Source organism: Stenotrophomonas sp. PS02298, assembly GCF_029959445.1.
In the GTDB taxonomy this organism is placed as follows: domain Bacteria; phylum Pseudomonadota; class Gammaproteobacteria; order Xanthomonadales; family Xanthomonadaceae; genus Stenotrophomonas.
Map to the genome: position 1 here is coordinate 1 of NZ_JASCOR010000094.1, position 16,995 is coordinate 16,995.

Here is a 16,995-nt window from a genome sequence, read left to right on the forward strand (position 1 = left end):
GTGCCGAGCCATGCTCGGCATGGGCTTCACCGGTAATGCCCCTGCCGAGCATGGTTCGGCACTACAGGCTGGCAGGTTTTTGTGGGAGCGGCGTAAGCCGCGAAGCCGATGACCAGTCCGATGCATCGCCGGCAAGCTTCCCTGCCGAGCATGGCTCGGCACCACAGGGGCTCAACGAACGATTGCACCAACAGCCCTGTTTTCGGCATGCTCAGGCCATGACATCTCCTTCACGCTCGATCCACGTCGTGGCCGCCGTCATCACTGACGCGCGCGGTCGCATCCTGCTCAACCGGCGCACCGGCGACAGCGACATGGCCGGGCTTTGGGAGTTTCCCGGTGGCAAGCGCGAGCCCGGCGAGACCTCGGAGCAGGCGCTGGTACGGGAGCTGCGCGAGGAACTGGGCATCGAGGCCGAGATCGGCGAGTGGGTGATGGAGGTGCCGCAGATCTATCCCGACAAGCGCCTGCGTCTGGAAGTACGCCGCGTGTGCCAATGGAAAGGCACGGCACGTGGCCGCGAAGGCCAGGCCATCACCTGGGTAACCCCGGACAAGCTGTCGCGCTACTCCATGCCGCCAGCCGACCTGCCGGTGGTGGCGGCGTTGCGCCAGCCCAGCCACTACCTGGTCACGCCGGAGCCGACTGAGGGCGAGGAGGTCTGGTTGGCGTCGATCGAGGCCGCCATCTCTGGTGGCATCCGCCGCATCCAGCTGCGCACGCCGATGGCAGCGCAGCGCCAAGCCTTGGCCCGAACCGTGGTGGAGCGCTTTGGCAGGCAGGTGGAAGTGTTGATCAACCGCGATATCGAGCTGGCCAGTGAGCTGGGCGTTGGCGTGCATCTGGGCAGCGAGCAGCTAGCGCAGCTGCAGGCACGGCCACTGCCCGAATCAATGCTGGTGGCCGCGTCCTGCCACGATCTTGTGCAGTTGCAGGCGGCACAGCAGCTGGGCTGCGACTTCGCGGTGCTAGGGCCGGTGCAGGCAACGGCCAGCCATCCCGAGGCCGCCGGCCTGGGATGGGATGCCTTTGTTGAACTGCGTGAGCGGGTCTCGCTGCCGATCTATGCCATTGGCGGCATGGGTGCTGGTGATGTCGAAACCGCGCGTCGCCATGGTGCCTTGGGTGTCGCCGCGATTCGCGCGTTGTGGCCGCAGGCCTGAGTCGCTGGCGGCGTCGGCTGGCGCTTACAGGGTGATCCAGAAGCAGTTGTATTGGCGACGCAGGTGCAGGATGGTCCGCGTTGGCGTCGCGCTGCGCGGCAGGGTCTGCTCAAGGCGCAAGGCGATTGGGCGACGTGGGCCGCTGCTGGCATTGCTGATCGCCTGCACATCCGGATAGCCACTGCTGCCGGCCGCCTGGGCAGGATCGACCGGGGTACCGTCGGTATAGGTGAATGGCTCGGGCGGCGCGGGGACATAGGCCGGCGCCTCTGGAAACACCGGCGCGATGTCGATCAGTGGCCGTTGCACGATCTCATCCAGCCTGTCCATGACCCGGGTCGCGGCGGCATTGGAAAGCCCGGTCCACAGATAGATACCCGACAGACGATTGGGATCGCGCGCATCGGCAGCCGATTGGATCTGCGCTACCACTTCGCTGAGACGACGTGCGCAGCTGTCGCGGTACAAGCCACTGCTGCCAACCGCGCGAGGATTCGGTAGCAGGCGCGCACGCGCGCCCATCACCTCGCAGGGCTTGTCGCCATAGACGGTTTGTCCCTGCGCATTGGTGCAGCGGTTGATCTGCTGCGCGCGCGCGTTGAATGCCGGCAGGGCGGAGCAGGTGAGCAGCAGGAGCAACAACAGGCGCATCGGCCAAGGGTAGCGGGTGGCTGTGCACGCAGGAAGTGATGGCGGTTCAGTTGTGGCCGATGCGTTCCAGCACGGCATTGGTCGGCTTGGCCAGGTTGAGCGTGTAGAAATGCAGTGACGGTGCGCCGCCGGCAATCAGGCGCTCACACAGCCCGGCAACCACGTCGGCGCCGAAGCTGCGTACCGATTCGGCATCGTCGCCATAGGCCTGCATGCGCTTGCTGATCCAGCGCGGAATCTCCGCGCCGCATTGTTCGGAGAAACGACGCAGCTGGCTGAAGTTGGAGATCGGCATGATGCCTGGAATGATCGGCACGTCCACGCCCAGCTTGTGCGCTGCATCGACGAAGTGGAAATAGGCGTCGGGGTTGTAGAAATACTGGGTGATGGCTGCATCAGCGCCAGCATCGATCTTGGTTTTGAAATGGCGCAGATCCGTCAGTGCGTCGCTGGCTTGCGGGTGGGTTTCCGGATAGGCGCCGACTTCGATGCGGAAGGCATCGCCGTGCTCGGCACGGATGAAGGCGATCAGCTCGGAGGCGTAGCGCAGGTCGCCGGGGAAGCCCATGCCCGAGGGCAGGTCGCCGCGTAGGGCGACGATGCGCTTCACCCCGATGGCGCGGTAGAGCTTGAGCAGCTCGCGGATCTCCTCGCGGGTGCCGCCGACGCAGGACAGGTGCGGTGCCGCCTGCAGGCCGTGGTGCTGGTTGAGGTGACGCACGGTCTCGGAGGTGTAGCTCAAGGTCGAGCCGCCGGCACCGAAGGTACACGACACGTATTCCGGCGCGTGGCCCTTGAGCTTGGCGGCGGTGCGGTCCAACTGGGCGCGCTGGTCGTCGGTCTTGGGCGGGTAGAACTCGAAGCTGAGCGCGGTCATCGGAAGCGGCCGGGTCTGACGGGATGTCGGTGATTATATCTCTCCATCAAGATGGATGTGCAATTGTTTCAGCCGAGACTTGGGCGACGGGCTGTTGGTGCCCCCTCCTTTTGCCGCAGGCAAGGGGAGGGCGGGGGGCTTTGGCCGTTGGTTGTTGCTTACATGGGTTTATCTCGGCCACTTCGCTCGAACGCAGAATCAGAAGCAGCAAACCAGGATTGCTTGAAGGTTGAGACTCCCTGCGCAGAGCACCCCTCCCCAACCCTCCCCTGCGCCTTCGGTGCAAGGGAGGGAGCAGGTCGCTGCGTCGTAGGGAGGCCGTGGAACTGCTCGCAGCCAATGAGAGGGCTGGGGAGGGGTGCTTCTGCGCTTCAGCTTTTGGATTTCCTCACTGCGCGTTGAAGCCGAACAGGAAGCAGCACACCAAGTGCGTTTGAGCGTTGAGTTCACCGCAAAAGGCAGGCTTCCCGAACCCTTCCCTGCACCTGCGGTGCAAGGGAGGGTGGATCGCGACAGGGCGGGCTTTGCCGCCTTGGGCGTGTCATCGAACTACAGCAATCCACTGGCTGTGCCGGTTCTGGCAGCAACACCTCAGCACCGGAAACCACGCTCGGCTTAACGCCTGGTTTGCGATGATCAGCCGCCAGCGCCACTCCGGCGCCGCCTCAACTGGAAAGCCAGCATGACCGCATCCAGCGCCATCCGCCGCGACGTCGGCCCCATTGCCCTGATGCTTACCGGCCTGGGCTCGATCATCGGCTCGGGTTGGCTGTTCGGCGCCTGGCGCGCTGCCGGCCTGGCCGGCCCCGGCGCGATCTGGGCGTGGGTCCTGGGTGCAGCCATCATCCTTACCATTGCCCTGACATACGCGGAGCTGGGCGCGATGTTCCCCGAATCCGGCGGCATGGTGCGCTACAGCCATTACTCGCATGGTTCGCTGGTTGGCTTCATTGCCGCCTGGGCCAACTGGATCGCCATCGTCTCGGTGATCCCGGTCGAGGCCGAAGCCTCGGTGCAGTACATGGCGTCGTGGCCTTGGCAATGGGCGCAGGACATGTACGTGCAGCAGCCCGGTGGAATGGGCGAGCTCAGCCATGCCGGCCTGTTGATCGCAGCGGTGCTGGTGGTCGTCTATTTCCTGATCAATTTCTGGAGCGTGAAGCTGTTCGCGCACTCCAACAGCGCCATCACCCTGTTCAAGCTGGTCGTGCCGACGCTGACCGGCGTGGCCTTGATCGCCAGCGGCTTCCACAGCGAGAATTTTTCCGTTGGATTGAAGGGGCCGGGCACACCGATCCTGGATTTCTCCGCAATCCTCACTGCGATTGCCACCGCTGGCATCGTTTTCAGCTTCAACGGTTTCCAGAGCCCGGTGAATCTGGCCGGTGAGGCGCGCAACCCCGGTCGCAGCATTCCATTCGCGGTGGTCGGCTCGATCCTGCTGGCGGCGGTGATCTATGTACTGCTGCAGGTAGCCTACATCGGCGCGGTGCCTGGCCAGATGCTGGCAGAGCATGGCTGGCATGGCATCGACTTCCGTTCGCCCTTCGCCCAGTTGGCCCTGATCCTCAACCTGCACTGGCTGGCGATGCTGTTGTACGTGGATGCCTTCGTCAGCCCCAGCGGTACCGGCATGACCTATACCGCAACAACTGCGCGCATGATCTACGGCATGCAGCAGAACGGCACCGCACCCAAGGTGCTGGGCAACATCCATCCGCGCTGGGGCGTGCCGCGGCCGGCGATGTGGTTGAACCTGGCGGTGTCCTTCCTGTTCCTGTTCTTCTTCCGTGGCTGGGGCACGCTGGCGGCGGTGATCTCGGTTGCCACCGTCATTTCGTACATGACAGGGCCGATCAGCGTGATGTCACTGCGCCGCACCGCGCCCAACCTGCATCGTCCGTTGCGGGTGGTCGCATTGCCGGTATTGGCGGGCGTGGCCTTCGTGATGGCGACCGAGCTGCTGTACTGGGCACGCTGGCCGCTGACCGGTGAAATCATCCTGCTGATGGTTGTCGCCCTGCCTGTGTACATCTATTACCAGCGCAAGATAGGTTGGCATGATTTCGGCCGCCAGCTGAAAGGCGCAATGTGGCTGATCTGCTATCTACCGCTGCTGGCGCTGGTGTCATGGGCAGGTAGCACGGCATTCGGCGGCGCAGGCTACCTTGGCTATGGCTGGGACCTGCTGCTGGTGGCGGTGATTGGCATCGTGTTCTATCTATGGGGCGTCAACTCCGGTTGGCGCACGCCTTCGATGGATGTCGCCGAGCACGAGGCGCAGGCGCAGGCCTGAGATGGATCCGGGACGCCCACTGCTTGCAGTGGGCGTTCGTGCGATGGTTCCGGTCTTCGCATTGATCGTCGACAATGTCGCCCTTCTTTGCTGGAAGCGATGATGTCCATCTACCTGACGCCGTTTGCACGTACCCGTTTGTTTCCGCGCACGCCGCGCGCCAATACCATCCAGGACTGCAGTGCCGAAGAGTTCGAGCAGCACTTGAACACGCATGCTGCCGACAAGGTACTCGATGGCTATGCGCCGTTCTGCAAGCTGCACGTCTACAGGAACTGGACCAGCACCCGCTGCCTGACCGTGCCGGTCAGCGAACAGAACCGGCACCTGCTGCGTTCCGGCTATGAGGCGCGTAGTCGCGAGGAGTTGCCGGTATTGGTGCGCTGGTTTGAGGGTGTGGAGCCGCCGGTAGCCAATTACCTGGTAGTCATCCTTTACAGCCGCGAACAGCTGGAGAAGGAAGGTTCGCCGATCGAGGCCGACTGGGGCGTCGTCGGTTGCCTGTATACCGCCACGGCTGAAGAAATCCCGATGGCGCCCATCACCATGATGCGCAACGCGCTGGGTGTTGAGGAAGGTGGCTCCGGTGTGCCGATTGATCGTGCCGCCTATGCCCGTGCCGTGGAATTCTGGGGTGCAAATGCAAACTGGCGCTGATTCGCTGCCGATCACTGCCAAGCGAGCCGGTTTTTTTGCAATCAGTGGCTGGTATCTGCTGTTGGTGATGCTGGTGTTTGCGATGGAGGTGTTCATCGCCACGCGCCTGCCGCATGTGTCCTGGGTGCGTGCGTATCTCGGCGATGTGCTGGTGGTGGTGTTGCTCTATGCAATGATCCGCAGCGTACTGCGCATCAATGATTATCTGGTTCTGCTGATGGTGTTCGTGTTCGCCTGTGGCATCGAATTCGCCCAGTATTTCCACGTCGCAGAGCGGCTTGGCTATGTGCGCGGCGATGTGATGTACACGATCGTCGGCAACACATTTTCGTGGGGCGACATCATCTGTTACGCGGCAGGCTGCGCTATAACAGGCCTCATCGTGCTGCTATCAGGCGTGTATCGCCGTATTCATCGTTGAAGCGCAGCGTGCTGCGCGTCTGCATGACATCACTGCAGACGTGTCTTTAACAAGCCTTAACAGCTGTTCGCGTAGAATACGCCGGCTCAGCATCATTCAGCGATTACGCACAGGCGCCCTGCCTGTTGATGCTTGGACAGCCGGCACTACGCCTTTACCGGGATGATCCCGGTTTTTTCTGTCCCCGACCGTTCCCGTGGCCTTGCCGCGGGGCATTCCTTCGTGCGCATTACGGCCTGCGCGAACTCATGCAAGCCAAGGCCAAGCACGCAATCAACTCAGTAACGGGAGGACTGGTCCTGTCATGTCTACAGGTGAATCCACTATCCGCAATGAGCCGCTGCAAATCGAAGACATCACCGTCATCGATAAGGCAAAAGTAAAAAAAGCAGTCACCGCCGCCGCGTTGGGTAATGCGATGGAGTGGTTTGACTTTGGTGTGTACGGCTTTGTCGCCTATGCCTTGGGCAAGGTGTTTTTCCCGGGAGCGTCGCCCAGCGTGCAGACCATCGCTGCGCTCGCAACGTTCTCGGTGCCGTTCCTGGTGCGTCCGCTGGGCGGCGTGTTTTTTGGGGTCATGGGGGACAAATTCGGCCGGCAGAAAGTGCTGTCGGCAACCATCATCCTGATGGCGGTCAGTACCTTCTGCATCGGCTTGATTCCATCATATGAAAGCATCGGCATACTCGCGCCGATCCTGTTGCTGCTGTGCAAACTGGCGCAGGGCTTCTCCGTCGGTGGCGAGTACACCGGTGCCGCGGTATTCGTTGCCGAGTTCGCACCGGACCGGCGACGCGGCTTCCTCAGCAGTTGGCTGGATTTCGGCTCGATCATCGGCTTCGTCTCCGGTGCCGGTGTGGTGGTATTGCTGAGCAGCATCCTTGGCGAAGCGCAGTTCCTTGAATGGGGCTGGCGCATTCCGTTCTTCCTTGCTGCACCGTTGGGCCTGATTGGCCTGTACCTGCGTCACGCAGCGGAGGAAACGCCGGCGTTCACCGAGCAGCTCGAGCGCATGGAGAAGGAAGACCAGGACGCCGTCGGCAGCGCGCCGCGTATCTCCTTCAAGGAAATCGTGACCAAGTATTGGCGTTCGTTGCTGGTCTGTGTGGGTATCGTGCTGGTCACCAATGTCACCTACTACATGTTGCTGACGTACATGCCCACCTACCTGTCGCACAACCTGCATTACTCCGAGGACCATGGTGTGCTGATCATCATCGTGGTGATGGTGGGCATGCTGTTCGTGCAGCCGTTTGTCGGCATGGCCAGTGACCGCATCGGCCGCCGGCCGTTCATCGCCGCAGGTAGTATTGGTTTGCTGATTGCGGCGATTCCGGCGTTCCACCTGATCACCAGCGGAAACACCGGTTGGATCTTCGTCGGCCTGTTGTTGCTGGCAGTGCTGTTGAACTGCCTGATCGGTGTGATGGCAGCGACCCTGCCGGCGATGTTCCCGACGCGCGTGCGTTACAGCGCACTGGCCAGCGCATTCAATATTTCGGTGATCATCGCCGGCGTAACACCGACGCTTGCTGCATGGTTGGTCGAATCCACTGGCGACTTGATGATGCCGGCGTACTACCTGATGGTGGTGGCGCTGATTGGCCTGGTAACCGCGTACTTCATGCACGAGACCGCCAACAAGCCGATGCGTGGCGATACGCCGAATGCAGGCAGCCGCCGCGAGGCGCGGGAACTGCTGCAGGAGGCCTACGATCACATCGAAGCCAGCGTTGAAGAGCTTGATGGTGAGATCAATGACCTGCAGACGAAGCTGTCAGAGTTGGAGCGCCGCAAGCAGGGACTGGTCGACCGGCATCCAGACCTGGCCTGAATCAAAGCAACGGCGTGTGCCGGGACGGCTGATTCCCGCCTGGGCGCACGCCGGTAAGCTCGAGGAGTAAGATCTGCAGGGCATGGCATTCCATGCCCTGCATGTTTCATCTCTGCAGCCAGGGTGAAGAGGCTGCGGGTTGCCGGATTCCGAACAGGACGGTGCATGGAGCACAATGCCGTGACTTCGATGACAGAACAGCGCCTCCGGCGCCGCATTTGTAGTCTTGCGCTCGCCGCGCTGCTGATATCGACGCAGACGGCGGATGCCGCTGCGCAGGTTGGACAGGCAACAGCTCCGGTGCAGACCAACTGTATAGGCCGGTTCCTGATCGACGCGCCGTTGGTGCCTGCAATGCAATCCGCTTACATCCATGCGGGTAAACGCATCACCACAAGGCGGTTGGCATCCCGCGCCGATTTCCAGCAGGCGTTGGCTACACGCGAGGCAGCGCTGCGGGGCGGACGGCACCGCGCGGGTGATGCCATGTGGGTAGGTAGTACTTATCTGGACGCGGATGCGGTGGTGCAGACATCCTGGCTCAGCGACAGCAGTCGTGCGGGGCAGTTGCAGGAGCTCTATGTTTTTGATCCCCTCCATCATGTGATGTTCCTGATCAGTGCGCAGACGGATGCTACAAGGCGTCCTGCTGCGATCGAGAACCTTCGTGCGCTGCGGCCACGCATCCGCTACCGGGATCCGGCTGCATTGCCAGCCGGGCCTGGATTCTGCGTCGATTCGGGGTTCATCGACGGTGCACGCATCAACACCGAGGAGCTGACTGTCGCGCTGCAGGTTCCCGGCCACGCGGAGGCGCGGTTAAGCGTGATGTCACGCGTGGTGGGCAGGGCGGATGTTGGGCTGTTGCAACGTGCAGCTGCGCTGCCATCAGACACGCGGCCACTGCGTGTCGGCAGGCGCAACGTGAACGGTCTGGAGGGCGAAGAACTGCTGGTCCGCAGCGGCGATCGCGATGGCGGCGGGTACCGTTTCCTGTGGGAATTTCAAGGCGAGCCGGAGTCTTTGCAACGCCCTTTCCTTGCGCTGCAGTTGAGCACGGAAGCGGCGCAGGCGTTCGCCACCGATGAAGAGGCCTTGCAGGCATGGGAGCAGCTGCTGGGCAGCCTGCGTCTGCGCCAGGAGGCGAACTAGGCGGGGCTGCGACGTGGCGTGGCCGGATCAGCGGAACTGCAATGCAGGCGGGTGGCATTGAGCTGTGGGAAGCGGCCGATGATGGCGACGGCATCCTTCCAATGATGCTCCAGTGCGGTATCTGAGATGGCCAGGAAGCAGGGCGGCGCGCTGCTGAAGCGGAATGCGATGCCACGTTCGGGCTCGAACTGGCGGGTGATGGTGGTGGGCGTGCGGCCGTTGCGCAGGTGCCAGACCAGTTCTTCGATCACGGTATTCCAGGCCTCTACTTCAAGATCATCAATCCACTGCATGCGGGTGATTCCTGATCAGATGCTGCGCGTTGTCACACGGAACTTCCTCGGGCCCGTACCAGCGTGTCGCGTTACAGCTCCTGGCCAAACATCAGGCGGTGGCCGTCGATGGTGCGGACGCCGAATTCACGCATGCCCCAGGGCTTGTCGGCAAGTGCCTGGGTGAAGTCGGCCCCGGCTGCCCGGTACTCCCCGAACAGTGCCGCGGCATCGGAGACTGTCACATAGCCGTACCATGAGTGGTCCCCCAGCGCCTGCGCTGGAACGGCATCGCTGCATTCGCCCAGCATCACCCGGAAGCTGCCGCGCGACATGAAGCTCCAGCCGGGTGCGGCGAAGTCCATCTGCAGGCCGAGCACTGAAGCGTAGTAGTCGGTGGACCTGGCCAGGTCCTGCACGGCGAGGGTGAAGCGCACATCGGTGAAGTCGCTCATCTCATTTCCTGCGGCGTGAAGGCTGTCATCGTGCATTGGTGCCGTTTGCGGATCTGGCTCGAAGGCTTTGGCGTCCGATTCTGGCGGGCGGCGCTGCCATCGTGGGTGCAGCATGCAGTTCCTTGGTTGAGTGGAGCTTACATGAAGCAGCTGCAGGGTAAGGTCGTGATCATCACCGGCGCCAGTTCCGGCATTGGCCGTGCTGCGGCATTGCTGTTCGCCGCCGAAGGCGCGGCGCTTGTGCTGGGTGCGCGCCGTGCCGCCGAGTTGGATCGGCTGGTGGAGGAGATTGGAAGCAACGGTGGCAGTGCGGTGTGCCTTGCAGGCGATGTCTGCGAAGAAGGCTATGCAAAGGCCTTGGTCGCGTTGGCGTTGGACCAGTACGGTCAGCTGGACGTGGCCTTCAACAACGCCGGCACGATGGGGCCGTTGGGACCGACAGCGGAGCTGGCGCTGGCCGATTGGCAGCGCACGCTGGACACCAATCTCACCGCGATGTTCCTGGCTGCCAAGCACCAGGTGCCGGCGATGCTGCGCGGCGGCGCTGGTAGCCTGGTATTCACCTCAACCTTCGTCGGCCATACGGTGGGCTTCGCCGGGGCTGCGGCCTATGCGGCCAGCAAGTCCGGCATCATCGGCCTGACCCAGGCATTGGCCTCGGAGTTCGGGCCGGTGGGTCTACGGGTCAATGCCTTGTTGCCTGGCGGCACCGATACCCCGATGGCGCATGAAATGAATGGTTCGCCCGAAGCGATGGCGCAGGTGGCACAGTTGCATGCATTGAAGCGTATTGCTGATCCGCGCGAATTGGCGGCGGCGGCGATGTTCCTTGCCTCGGACCAGTCTTCGTTCATGACCGGCGCGGCGATGCTGGTGGATGGGGGTATTTCGGTTCATCGCGGCTGACGTTCCGCACGCATGCGAAGCGGACGCCGCAGGGCGCCCGTTTGGTTTGGTTGCCGGCAGCAAATGCATGCTGCCGCTCAATGGACCGGGATGTGCAGCTCCATCTGCGAGGCTGGATCAAACGGATCGTCAAAACGCGTGTCGTAGCGTTCCAGGTCAACGCCGTCCTTTGCCTGTAGGCCGTGTTTGGCGAGCAGGTGGTCGTGGATGGCATGGAAGCTGGCGCTGATCTGCGGGGCGGTGCCGGTGTGGGTGAACACGGCATAGCGTTGTGCAGGAACCTGGAAGCGAACCATGCCTTCCGGGATCGCAGCGTCGTCCTGTACTTCGAAGCCGGTGATGTAGCGAACTGTGCCATCAGGCTGCGGTTCGCAGACGCCGTAGCTGACGACGTGGTCGACCTTTCCGGTGACTTCATTTTCGCGTGGCAAGAAGTGTTGCCAGAGTTCGGCATAGCCATCCTCTCCATCGCGGAAGATCGCTTCCATGCCGATGACGGTGAAGGCTGGGCGCTCGATGAGGGTAGGCTGCATGTCGTGATTCCTGTCAGGGAGAAGCATGCGCGTATCGCCTGCTGGGGGCTGTCAGCTTCCGCTCTGTGCCCGTTGGTAAGCGACCAGCGCGTTGGCATGGCCGTGGCCGATGCCGTGCGCCTCCTTGAGGAAGGCCACCTGTTCCATGTGCTTGCTGTCCTTGACTGTCTCCAGCAGCTGCAGCCAGTGCGTTACCGGCTTGCCATAAGTCCTCTCGATGGACGGGAAATATGACGCCGGGCCTTGGACTTTTTCGCTGCTGTCCATCTGCGTTTCCGGGAAGGAGGGAGGCTGGGTAATGATGCGGCAAAGGTCGCTTGTTGGCGACTCAGCGGTTGCCTGCCTGCAGGATCTCCGTGATGCGTGCCTTGGCTGCATGAATGAATGCGGCCAGTGGTGCGGCAGGCCAGCGGGGAGTACTGCCGGTCGGCGCGATATACGTTTGCCATGCCTGCCTGACAACGGCGTGATGCTGCTCTGGCAGATGCTGTAGCAGCCACTCTGCGGCGACATCCTTCGGCGCGATGTTTCCGGTCTGGGCGCTGTACCAGAGGCGCGCCAATGTGAGCACGATGTTGGCTTCCTCGCCATGCCAGTCGTCTGCGGTGTTCCATAGCACCAGGGTGTCAGCCAATGCCTGCTTGAAGTCCTGTCCTGGCACTTGCGGCAGCAGTTCGGTGAGGGCGGGGCCATGCAGGGCGATGCTGTGCTGACGGGCCTTGGTCAGGAGGATGGCGAGATCGGGATCCTGCATGGGCGGTTCCAGGATGCCGGCAAGGATGTCCTGTCGCAGCCATTCGCCGAACTGCAGCTCGCGCCGCGCTGGATGGCGCCAAGGCGTCACTTCGGCTTGTGCGATCACCGTCGCTTCCAGCGCACGCAGTGTTGGATGCTGGCCAGGCGGCGCCGAGGTCGCCAGCAGGTCGCGTTGCAGATATCGCAAGGTGGCGGTGTCGGGATGCTGGGCCACGATCACCAGCAGGTCGATGTCGCTGAGTGGCTTCAAGCCACCGTCGAGCGCGGAGCCGTAGAGGTAAATGGCGATGAGGTTGGCTGCCAGCTGCTGCCGGATCACCTCGCAGGCGAGGGTGAGCTGTGTGGTGATGGCATCGAGGACAGGTGCAGTCATGGCGGCGGCAGGCAATCGTGTCGGGCCGATTGTGCCGCAAACAGAACGGGCGCCTTGCGGCGCCCGTTCCTTGCAAAGCTTGCCCTCACTCCATCCCTTCCAGCGTGCGCGGGAAGACTTGTAGTGCCGAGCCATGCTCGGCAGGGGCTTTACCGGCTGAAGCTGCCCTCACCCCAACCCCTCTCCCGTGAACGGGAGAGGGGCTCAAGCAAGGCAAATCAAATCAGTAGCGGTAGTGGTCCGGCTTGAACGGGCCGTCGACCGGCACGCCGATGTAGTCGGCCTGTTCCTGGCTCAGGGTGGTCAGCTTCACGCCGATCTTCTCAAGGTGCAGGCGGGCAACTTCTTCGTCCAGCTTCTTCGGCAGCAGGTACACCTTGTTCTCGTAGCTGTCCTTGTTCGCCCACAGGTCGATCTGTGCGAGCGTCTGGTTGGCGAACGAGTTGGACATCACGAAGCTCGGGTGGCCGGTGGCGCAGCCCAGGTTGACCAGACGACCTTCGGCAAGCAGGAAGATCGCGTTGCCGTTCGGGAAGATGTACTTGTCCACCTGCGGCTTGATGTTGACGTGCTGCACGCCCTTGTAAGCCACCAGCGCATCGACCTGGATTTCATTGTCGAAGTGACCAATGTTGCAGACGATGGCCTGGTCCTTCATCGCGCTCAGGTGCTCGATGCGGATGATGTCCTTGTTGCCGGTGGTGGTGACGTACAGGTCGGCACGGCCCAGGGTGGATTCGATGGTGTTGACCTCGAAGCCTTCCATCGCGGCCTGCAGGGCGCAGATCGGGTCGATCTCGGTGACCACGACGCGCGCGCCGTAGGCACGCAGCGAGGCCGCGCAGCCCTTGCCGACGTCGCCGTAGCCGCAGACCACGGCAACCTTGCCGGCCAGCATCACGTCCATCGCGCGCTTCAGGCCATCGGCCAGCGACTCGCGGCAGCCGTACAGGTTGTCGAACTTGCTCTTGGTGACCGAGTCGTTGACGTTGATCGCCGGGATCAGTAGGGTGCCGGCCTGGGCCAGCTGGTACAGGCGGTGCACGCCGGTGGTGGTCTCTTCGGAGACGCCCTTCCAATCCTTGACCACGCGGCCCCAGTAACCCGGGCGCTCGGTTGCAACGCGCTTGAGCAGGTTCTTGATGACCTGTTCTTCGTGCGAGGAAGCCGGTTCGTTGACCCAGTTGCTGCCGTTCTCAAGCTCGTAGCCCTTGTGGATCAGCAGGGTGACGTCGCCGCCGTCATCGACCACCAGCTCCGGACCGGTCAGGGTGCCATCGGCCAGGGTGAAGGTCAGCGCGTCCAGGGTGCAGTCCCAATATTCTTCCAGCGACTCGCCCTTCCAGGCGAACACCGGGGTGCCGGTGGCCGCAATCGCGGCAGCAGCGTGGTCCTGGGTCGAGAAGATGTTGCACGAAGCCCAACGCACGTTGGCGCCGATGTCCTTCAGGGTCTCGATCAGCACCGCGGTCTGGATGGTCATGTGCAGCGAGCCGGTCACGCGCACGCCCTTCAGCGGCAGCTCGGCCTGGTACTTGCGGCGGATCGACATCAGGCCCGGCATTTCGTGCTCGGCGATGTCCAGTTCCTTGCGGCCCCAATCGGACAGCGAGATATCGCGGATCTTGTAATCACCTTCCTGCGAGAAGGTAGTGGCAACAGCGTTCATTCAGAGCTCCGGTGTGGTGCGAGCAGGCTCGCGTTCGCCGGGCGCCGTTGTTGCGTGAAAGCCGTCCGAGCCTGGCCGTTGGTGAAATCCATGCAAGAGCATGGGCGGTGGTGGACAGGTCCACCCAACGGTCGCAGCGCCCCTCGGAACGGGCTGCCCAGTATATCGCGGCGAGGTGCCCGCGCCGCGGGCCCAACCAAAGGCAGGGGCCATGAGCGCAAGGGATTGTTAAGTTGGGAGATTGTTTCCGTCCAATAGGAATGCGCCATGAACCTGTCTCCCCACCGCCGTCGCCGCGCTTCAGCCGCACTGGTGTTGTGCGCCGGCCTGCTGCTGGCAGTACCACCGGTCATGGCGCTGACCCCGCCTGCGGCGCAGAAGGGCGCCCAGCAGGGTGAAGGCTACCGGCTGCCGTCGGCCGCGCTGCAGGCGGTGGTGGATGCTCCGCGCGCGCCCAGCCTGTACCTGTCGCCCAAACGGGACCTGACTGCGCTGCTGCAGATCCCGGCGCTGCCATCGATCGCCCAGGTCGCGGCCCCGGAGCTGAAGCTGGCCGGCCTGCGCATCCACCCCAAAACCGTGTCCGATAGCCGTTTCTCGTTCGGCAGCAAGCTGTGGTTGGCGTCCAACATCGATGGCAAGGAGCGCCAGATCACCGGCCTGCCGCAGCCGCTCTCGGTGGCCGCACTGACATGGTCGCCGGACCAGAAGTACCTGGCCTTCAACCAGCTGGACCCGGCGACCGGGGCCAATGAACTGTGGTTGGTGGACGTGCAGGCTGGCAGTGCGCGCCGTGTTGCCGAGCGCCTGAACAGCATTGTCGGTACCGGCTACGCATGGTTGCCGGGCAGCGACGCGCTGCTGGTCATGCAGCGTCCGGCTGGCCAGGGGGCACCGCCGCAGGCCGATGGCGTACCGACCGGCCCGGCCGTGCAGCAGACCGAGGTCGGCCAGGGCGTGCGCTCGGTGCGGACCTACCAGGACATGTTGAAGAACGAAGACGATGCGCGCCTGTTCGAGTACTACATGCAGGCACAGCCGGTGCGGGTGTCGATCAACGGCGACAGTACTCCGGTTGGTACGGCCGGCATCTATCTGGGACTGTCAGCCTCGCCCGATGGCAAGTACCTGTTGAGCCAGCGCGTGCAGCGGCCGTTCTCCTATGCGGTGCCGGTCAGCCGCTTCCCGCGCAACATCGAAGTACTGGATGCCCAGGGCAAGCTGGTGCACACCGTGGCGCGTCTGCCGCTGGTGGATGGCCTGCCGACCGGCAACGATGCGGTGCCCACCGGCGTGCGTTCGATCAGCTGGCGCGCGGATGCGCCGGCTTCGCTGGTGTGGGCTGAGGCACAGGATGGCGGTGACCCCTCGCGTGAGGCCAAGGTGCGCGATGCGGTGCTGCTGCAGGCCGCGCCGTTCGACAAGCCGCCGGTGACGCTGGCGCAGCTGGGCTCGCGCTACGCAGGGGTTACCTGGGCCAATGGCGACTTGGCGCTGCTGGATGAGTACTGGTGGAAGAGCCGTCAGGTGAAGCAATGGAAGATCGCCCCGGACCATCTGGATCAGGCAGCAACATTGTTGGTACAGCGTTCGGAAGATGACCGCTATGGCGACCCGGGTGAGCCGGTGTTGAGCACCGACGCAGCTGGCCGTTCACGGTTGCAGTTGAGTGCCGATGGCAACAGCTTCTACCGTATCGGCGAGGGCGCGTCGGCCGAAGGTGATCGTCCGTTCCTGGACCGCGTGGAGCTTTCCAGCGGCAAGAGTGAGCGCGTGTTCCAGTCGCAGGCGCCGTACTACGAAATGCCATTGAGCATCAGCGAAGGCGAGGGTGGCCGCATCCTCACCTACCGCGAGTCCAACGACGTACCGGCCAATCTGGTTGCCCGCGGCTTGGCACAGGACGCGCAGCCGGTCGAGCTGACCCACTTCGCCCATCCGTTGCCGCAGCTGCGTGGAGTGAAGAAGGAGCAGATCCGCTACAAGCGTGCTGATGGTGTCGAACTCACCGCCGACCTGCTGCTGCCGCCGGGCTATGACGCCAAGAAGGATGGCCCGCGCCCGGTGCTGATGTGGGCTTACCCGGCAGAGTTCAAATCCGCGGCCGATGCCAGCCAGGTCAGCGGTTCCAAGTACCGGTTCAATGCCATCAGCTACTGGGGCCCGCAGGCCTTCCTGGCCAAGGGCTATGTGGTGCTGAACAACCCGACCATGCCGATCGTAGGCGAGGGTGACACCGAGCCGAATGACACCTATGTGCAGCAGCTGGTTGCCAGCGCACAGGCAGCGGTCGATGAAGTGGTGAAGCGTGGTGTTGGTGACCGTGAGCGCATTGCGGTGGGTGGCCATTCCTACGGCGCCTTCATGACTGCCAACCTGCTGGCGCATACGCGTCTGTTCAAGGCTGGCATTGCGCGCTCGGGTGCGTACAACCGCACGTTGACGCCGTTCGGTTTCCAGGCCGAAGAGCGCAACTACTGGCAGGCGCAGGACGTGTACCAGAAGATGTCGCCGTTCAATTACGCCGACAAGATCAAGGACCCGATCCTGTTCATCCACGGCGTTGACGACAACAACTCCGGTACCTTCCCGATCCAGAGCGAGCGCATGTTCGCCGCTGTGAAGGGCTTGGGCGGCACCTCGCGGCTGGTGATGCTGCCGAACGAATCGCACGGCTACCGCGCACGCGAATCGATCATGACCATGCTGGCCGAAAGCGAAGACTGGCTGGACCGCTGGTTGGGTGCAGACGCCGACAAGAAGCGCTGACGAGCGGCTCCCTCCCTTTTGCACGTAGTGCGAAGGGGAGGGCTGGCTTTGGCCCTCCTGTAGTGCCGAGCCATGCTCGGCAGGGGCTTCACCGGCAAAGTCCAAAGCCCCCTCATCCCAACCCTTCTCCCGCTTGCGGGAGAAGGGCTTTGAGCAAGGGCGAGACAACGTAGTGCCGAGCCATGCTCGGCAGGGGCTTTACCGGCAAAGT

At 63.2% G+C, this 16,995-nt stretch carries 16 protein-coding genes and 1 riboswitch; of the genes, 8 read left to right on the forward strand and 8 right to left on the reverse strand.

Annotated features, from left to right (window positions below):
* Positions 1-218 precede the first annotated feature (218 nt).
* The gene (locus QMX78_RS13845) at positions 219-1,163 is read left to right on the forward strand and encodes a Nudix family hydrolase (protein ID WP_282270520.1); all 945 of its coding nucleotides are present in this window, start codon (positions 219-221) and stop codon (positions 1,161-1,163) included.
* Between the two features lie 24 nt (positions 1,164-1,187).
* Here the strand turns inward: QMX78_RS13845 and QMX78_RS13850 are convergent, their stop codons facing one another.
* Together QMX78_RS13850 and metF are read right to left on the reverse strand one after the other, a co-directional pair.
* Entirely contained in the window at positions 1,188-1,814 is a 627-nt protein-coding gene (locus QMX78_RS13850; RefSeq protein ID WP_282270522.1) for a DUF4124 domain-containing protein, read from the reverse strand.
* A 46-nt stretch (positions 1,815-1,860) separates the two neighbouring features.
* Entirely contained in the window at positions 1,861-2,691 is an 831-nt protein-coding gene (gene metF / locus QMX78_RS13855) for a methylenetetrahydrofolate reductase [NAD(P)H] (RefSeq protein ID WP_282270524.1), read from the reverse strand.
* A gap of 682 nt (positions 2,692-3,373) precedes the next feature.
* Between metF and QMX78_RS13860 the strand changes: the two genes are divergently transcribed.
* From QMX78_RS13860 to QMX78_RS13880, 5 genes are all read left to right on the forward strand, one after another.
* Complete coding sequence (locus QMX78_RS13860) at positions 3,374-4,987, forward strand: APC family permease (RefSeq protein ID WP_282270526.1); 1,614 nt, start codon at positions 3,374-3,376, stop codon at positions 4,985-4,987.
* A 102-nt stretch (positions 4,988-5,089) separates the two neighbouring features.
* The gene (locus QMX78_RS13865; protein ID WP_282270528.1) at positions 5,090-5,644 is read left to right on the forward strand and encodes a DUF3228 family protein; all 555 of its coding nucleotides are present in this window, start codon (positions 5,090-5,092) and stop codon (positions 5,642-5,644) included.
* Entirely contained in the window at positions 5,628-6,065 is a 438-nt protein-coding gene (locus QMX78_RS13870; RefSeq protein WP_282270551.1) for a DUF2809 domain-containing protein, read from the forward strand. Before QMX78_RS13865 ends, QMX78_RS13870 begins: the two co-directional genes overlap by 17 nt.
* Positions 6,066-6,369: 304 nt before the next feature.
* A complete protein-coding gene (proP, locus tag QMX78_RS13875) occupies positions 6,370-7,899 on the forward strand; it encodes a glycine betaine/L-proline transporter ProP (RefSeq protein ID WP_282270530.1) in 1,530 nt (509 codons plus the stop codon).
* A gap of 165 nt (positions 7,900-8,064) precedes the next feature.
* A complete protein-coding gene (locus QMX78_RS13880) occupies positions 8,065-9,051 on the forward strand; it encodes a T6SS immunity protein Tli4 family protein (protein ID WP_282270531.1) in 987 nt (328 codons plus the stop codon).
* Here the strand turns inward: QMX78_RS13880 and QMX78_RS13885 are convergent.
* On the reverse strand, positions 9,048-9,344 hold the full coding sequence (locus QMX78_RS13885) for a hypothetical protein (RefSeq protein ID WP_282270532.1): 297 nt from the start codon (positions 9,342-9,344) through the stop codon (positions 9,048-9,050). The two genes, QMX78_RS13880 and QMX78_RS13885, sit on opposite strands and share 4 nt — an antisense overlap.
* A 71-nt stretch (positions 9,345-9,415) precedes the next feature.
* The gene (locus tag QMX78_RS13890; protein WP_282270534.1) at positions 9,416-9,778 is read right to left on the reverse strand and encodes a VOC family protein; all 363 of its coding nucleotides are present in this window, start codon (positions 9,776-9,778) and stop codon (positions 9,416-9,418) included.
* A 141-nt stretch (positions 9,779-9,919) separates the two neighbouring features.
* Here QMX78_RS13890 and QMX78_RS13895 point away from each other — a divergent pair, with 141 nt between their 5' ends.
* Positions 9,920-10,684, forward strand: coding sequence for an SDR family oxidoreductase (locus QMX78_RS13895; RefSeq protein ID WP_282270536.1), 765 nt, complete (start codon positions 9,920-9,922; stop codon positions 10,682-10,684).
* A 77-nt stretch (positions 10,685-10,761) separates the two neighbouring features.
* On the opposite strand, the gene QMX78_RS13900 is transcribed toward QMX78_RS13895, so the two are convergent.
* The 4 genes from QMX78_RS13900 to ahcY form a co-directional block, all read right to left on the reverse strand.
* Positions 10,762-11,217 carry a GyrI-like domain-containing protein gene (locus QMX78_RS13900; protein ID WP_282270538.1) on the reverse strand — a complete coding sequence of 152 codons (456 nt, stop codon included), beginning with the start codon at positions 11,215-11,217 and terminating at the stop codon, positions 10,762-10,764.
* 51 nt (positions 11,218-11,268) lie between these two features.
* On the reverse strand, positions 11,269-11,484 hold the full coding sequence (locus QMX78_RS13905; protein ID WP_282270540.1) for a DUF4287 domain-containing protein: 216 nt from the start codon (positions 11,482-11,484) through the stop codon (positions 11,269-11,271).
* Between the two features lie 61 nt (positions 11,485-11,545).
* On the reverse strand, positions 11,546-12,346 hold the full coding sequence (locus QMX78_RS13910; RefSeq protein WP_282270542.1) for an aminoglycoside adenylyltransferase family protein: 801 nt from the start codon (positions 12,344-12,346) through the stop codon (positions 11,546-11,548).
* A gap of 223 nt (positions 12,347-12,569) precedes the next feature.
* Positions 12,570-14,015 (reverse strand): adenosylhomocysteinase, encoded by a 1,446-nt coding sequence (gene ahcY / locus QMX78_RS13915; protein ID WP_282270549.1) that lies wholly within the window; start codon positions 14,013-14,015, stop codon positions 12,570-12,572.
* Between the two features lie 32 nt (positions 14,016-14,047).
* Positions 14,048-14,166: riboswitch (S-adenosyl-L-homocysteine riboswitch) on the reverse strand.
* A 200-nt stretch (positions 14,167-14,366) separates the two neighbouring features.
* On the opposite strand from ahcY, the gene QMX78_RS13920 reads away from it, so the two are divergent.
* Positions 14,367-16,784: a prolyl oligopeptidase family serine peptidase gene (locus tag QMX78_RS13920; RefSeq protein WP_282270552.1), complete on the forward strand. Its 2,418-nt coding sequence runs from the start codon at positions 14,367-14,369 to the stop codon at positions 16,782-16,784.
* Positions 16,785-16,995 lie beyond the last annotated feature (211 nt).

Bases quoted from the DNA above. Each gene is read 5' to 3' on its own strand.
- QMX78_RS13885 (WP_282270532.1), bottom strand. From the start codon at position 9,344: ATGCAGTGGATTGATGATCTTGAAGTAGAGGCCTGGAATACCGTGATC.
- QMX78_RS13850 (WP_282270522.1), bottom strand. From the start codon at position 1,814: ATGCGCCTGTTGTTGCTCCTGCTGCTCACCTGCTCCGCCCTGCCGGCA.
- QMX78_RS13865 (WP_282270528.1), top strand. From the start codon at position 5,090: ATGTCCATCTACCTGACGCCGTTTGCACGTACCCGTTTGTTTCCGCGC.
- metF (WP_282270524.1), bottom strand. From the start codon at position 2,691: ATGACCGCGCTCAGCTTCGAGTTCTACCCGCCCAAGACCGACGACCAG.
- QMX78_RS13880 (WP_282270531.1), top strand. From the start codon at position 8,065: ATGGAGCACAATGCCGTGACTTCGATGACAGAACAGCGCCTCCGGCGC.
- proP (WP_282270530.1), top strand. From the start codon at position 6,370: ATGTCTACAGGTGAATCCACTATCCGCAATGAGCCGCTGCAAATCGAA.
- QMX78_RS13910 (WP_282270542.1), bottom strand. From the start codon at position 12,346: ATGACTGCACCTGTCCTCGATGCCATCACCACACAGCTCACCCTCGCC.
- QMX78_RS13920 (WP_282270552.1), top strand. From the start codon at position 14,367: ATGGCGCTGACCCCGCCTGCGGCGCAGAAGGGCGCCCAGCAGGGTGAA.
- QMX78_RS13890 (WP_282270534.1), bottom strand. From the start codon at position 9,778: ATGAGCGACTTCACCGATGTGCGCTTCACCCTCGCCGTGCAGGACCTG.
- QMX78_RS13860 (WP_282270526.1), top strand. From the start codon at position 3,374: ATGACCGCATCCAGCGCCATCCGCCGCGACGTCGGCCCCATTGCCCTG.
- QMX78_RS13900 (WP_282270538.1), bottom strand. From the start codon at position 11,217: ATGCAGCCTACCCTCATCGAGCGCCCAGCCTTCACCGTCATCGGCATG.
- QMX78_RS13905 (WP_282270540.1), bottom strand. From the start codon at position 11,484: ATGGACAGCAGCGAAAAAGTCCAAGGCCCGGCGTCATATTTCCCGTCC.
- ahcY (WP_282270549.1), bottom strand. From the start codon at position 14,015: ATGAACGCTGTTGCCACTACCTTCTCGCAGGAAGGTGATTACAAGATC.
- QMX78_RS13845 (WP_282270520.1), top strand. From the start codon at position 219: ATGACATCTCCTTCACGCTCGATCCACGTCGTGGCCGCCGTCATCACT.
- QMX78_RS13895 (WP_282270536.1), top strand. From the start codon at position 9,920: ATGAAGCAGCTGCAGGGTAAGGTCGTGATCATCACCGGCGCCAGTTCC.
- QMX78_RS13870 (WP_282270551.1), top strand. From the start codon at position 5,628: ATGCAAACTGGCGCTGATTCGCTGCCGATCACTGCCAAGCGAGCCGGT.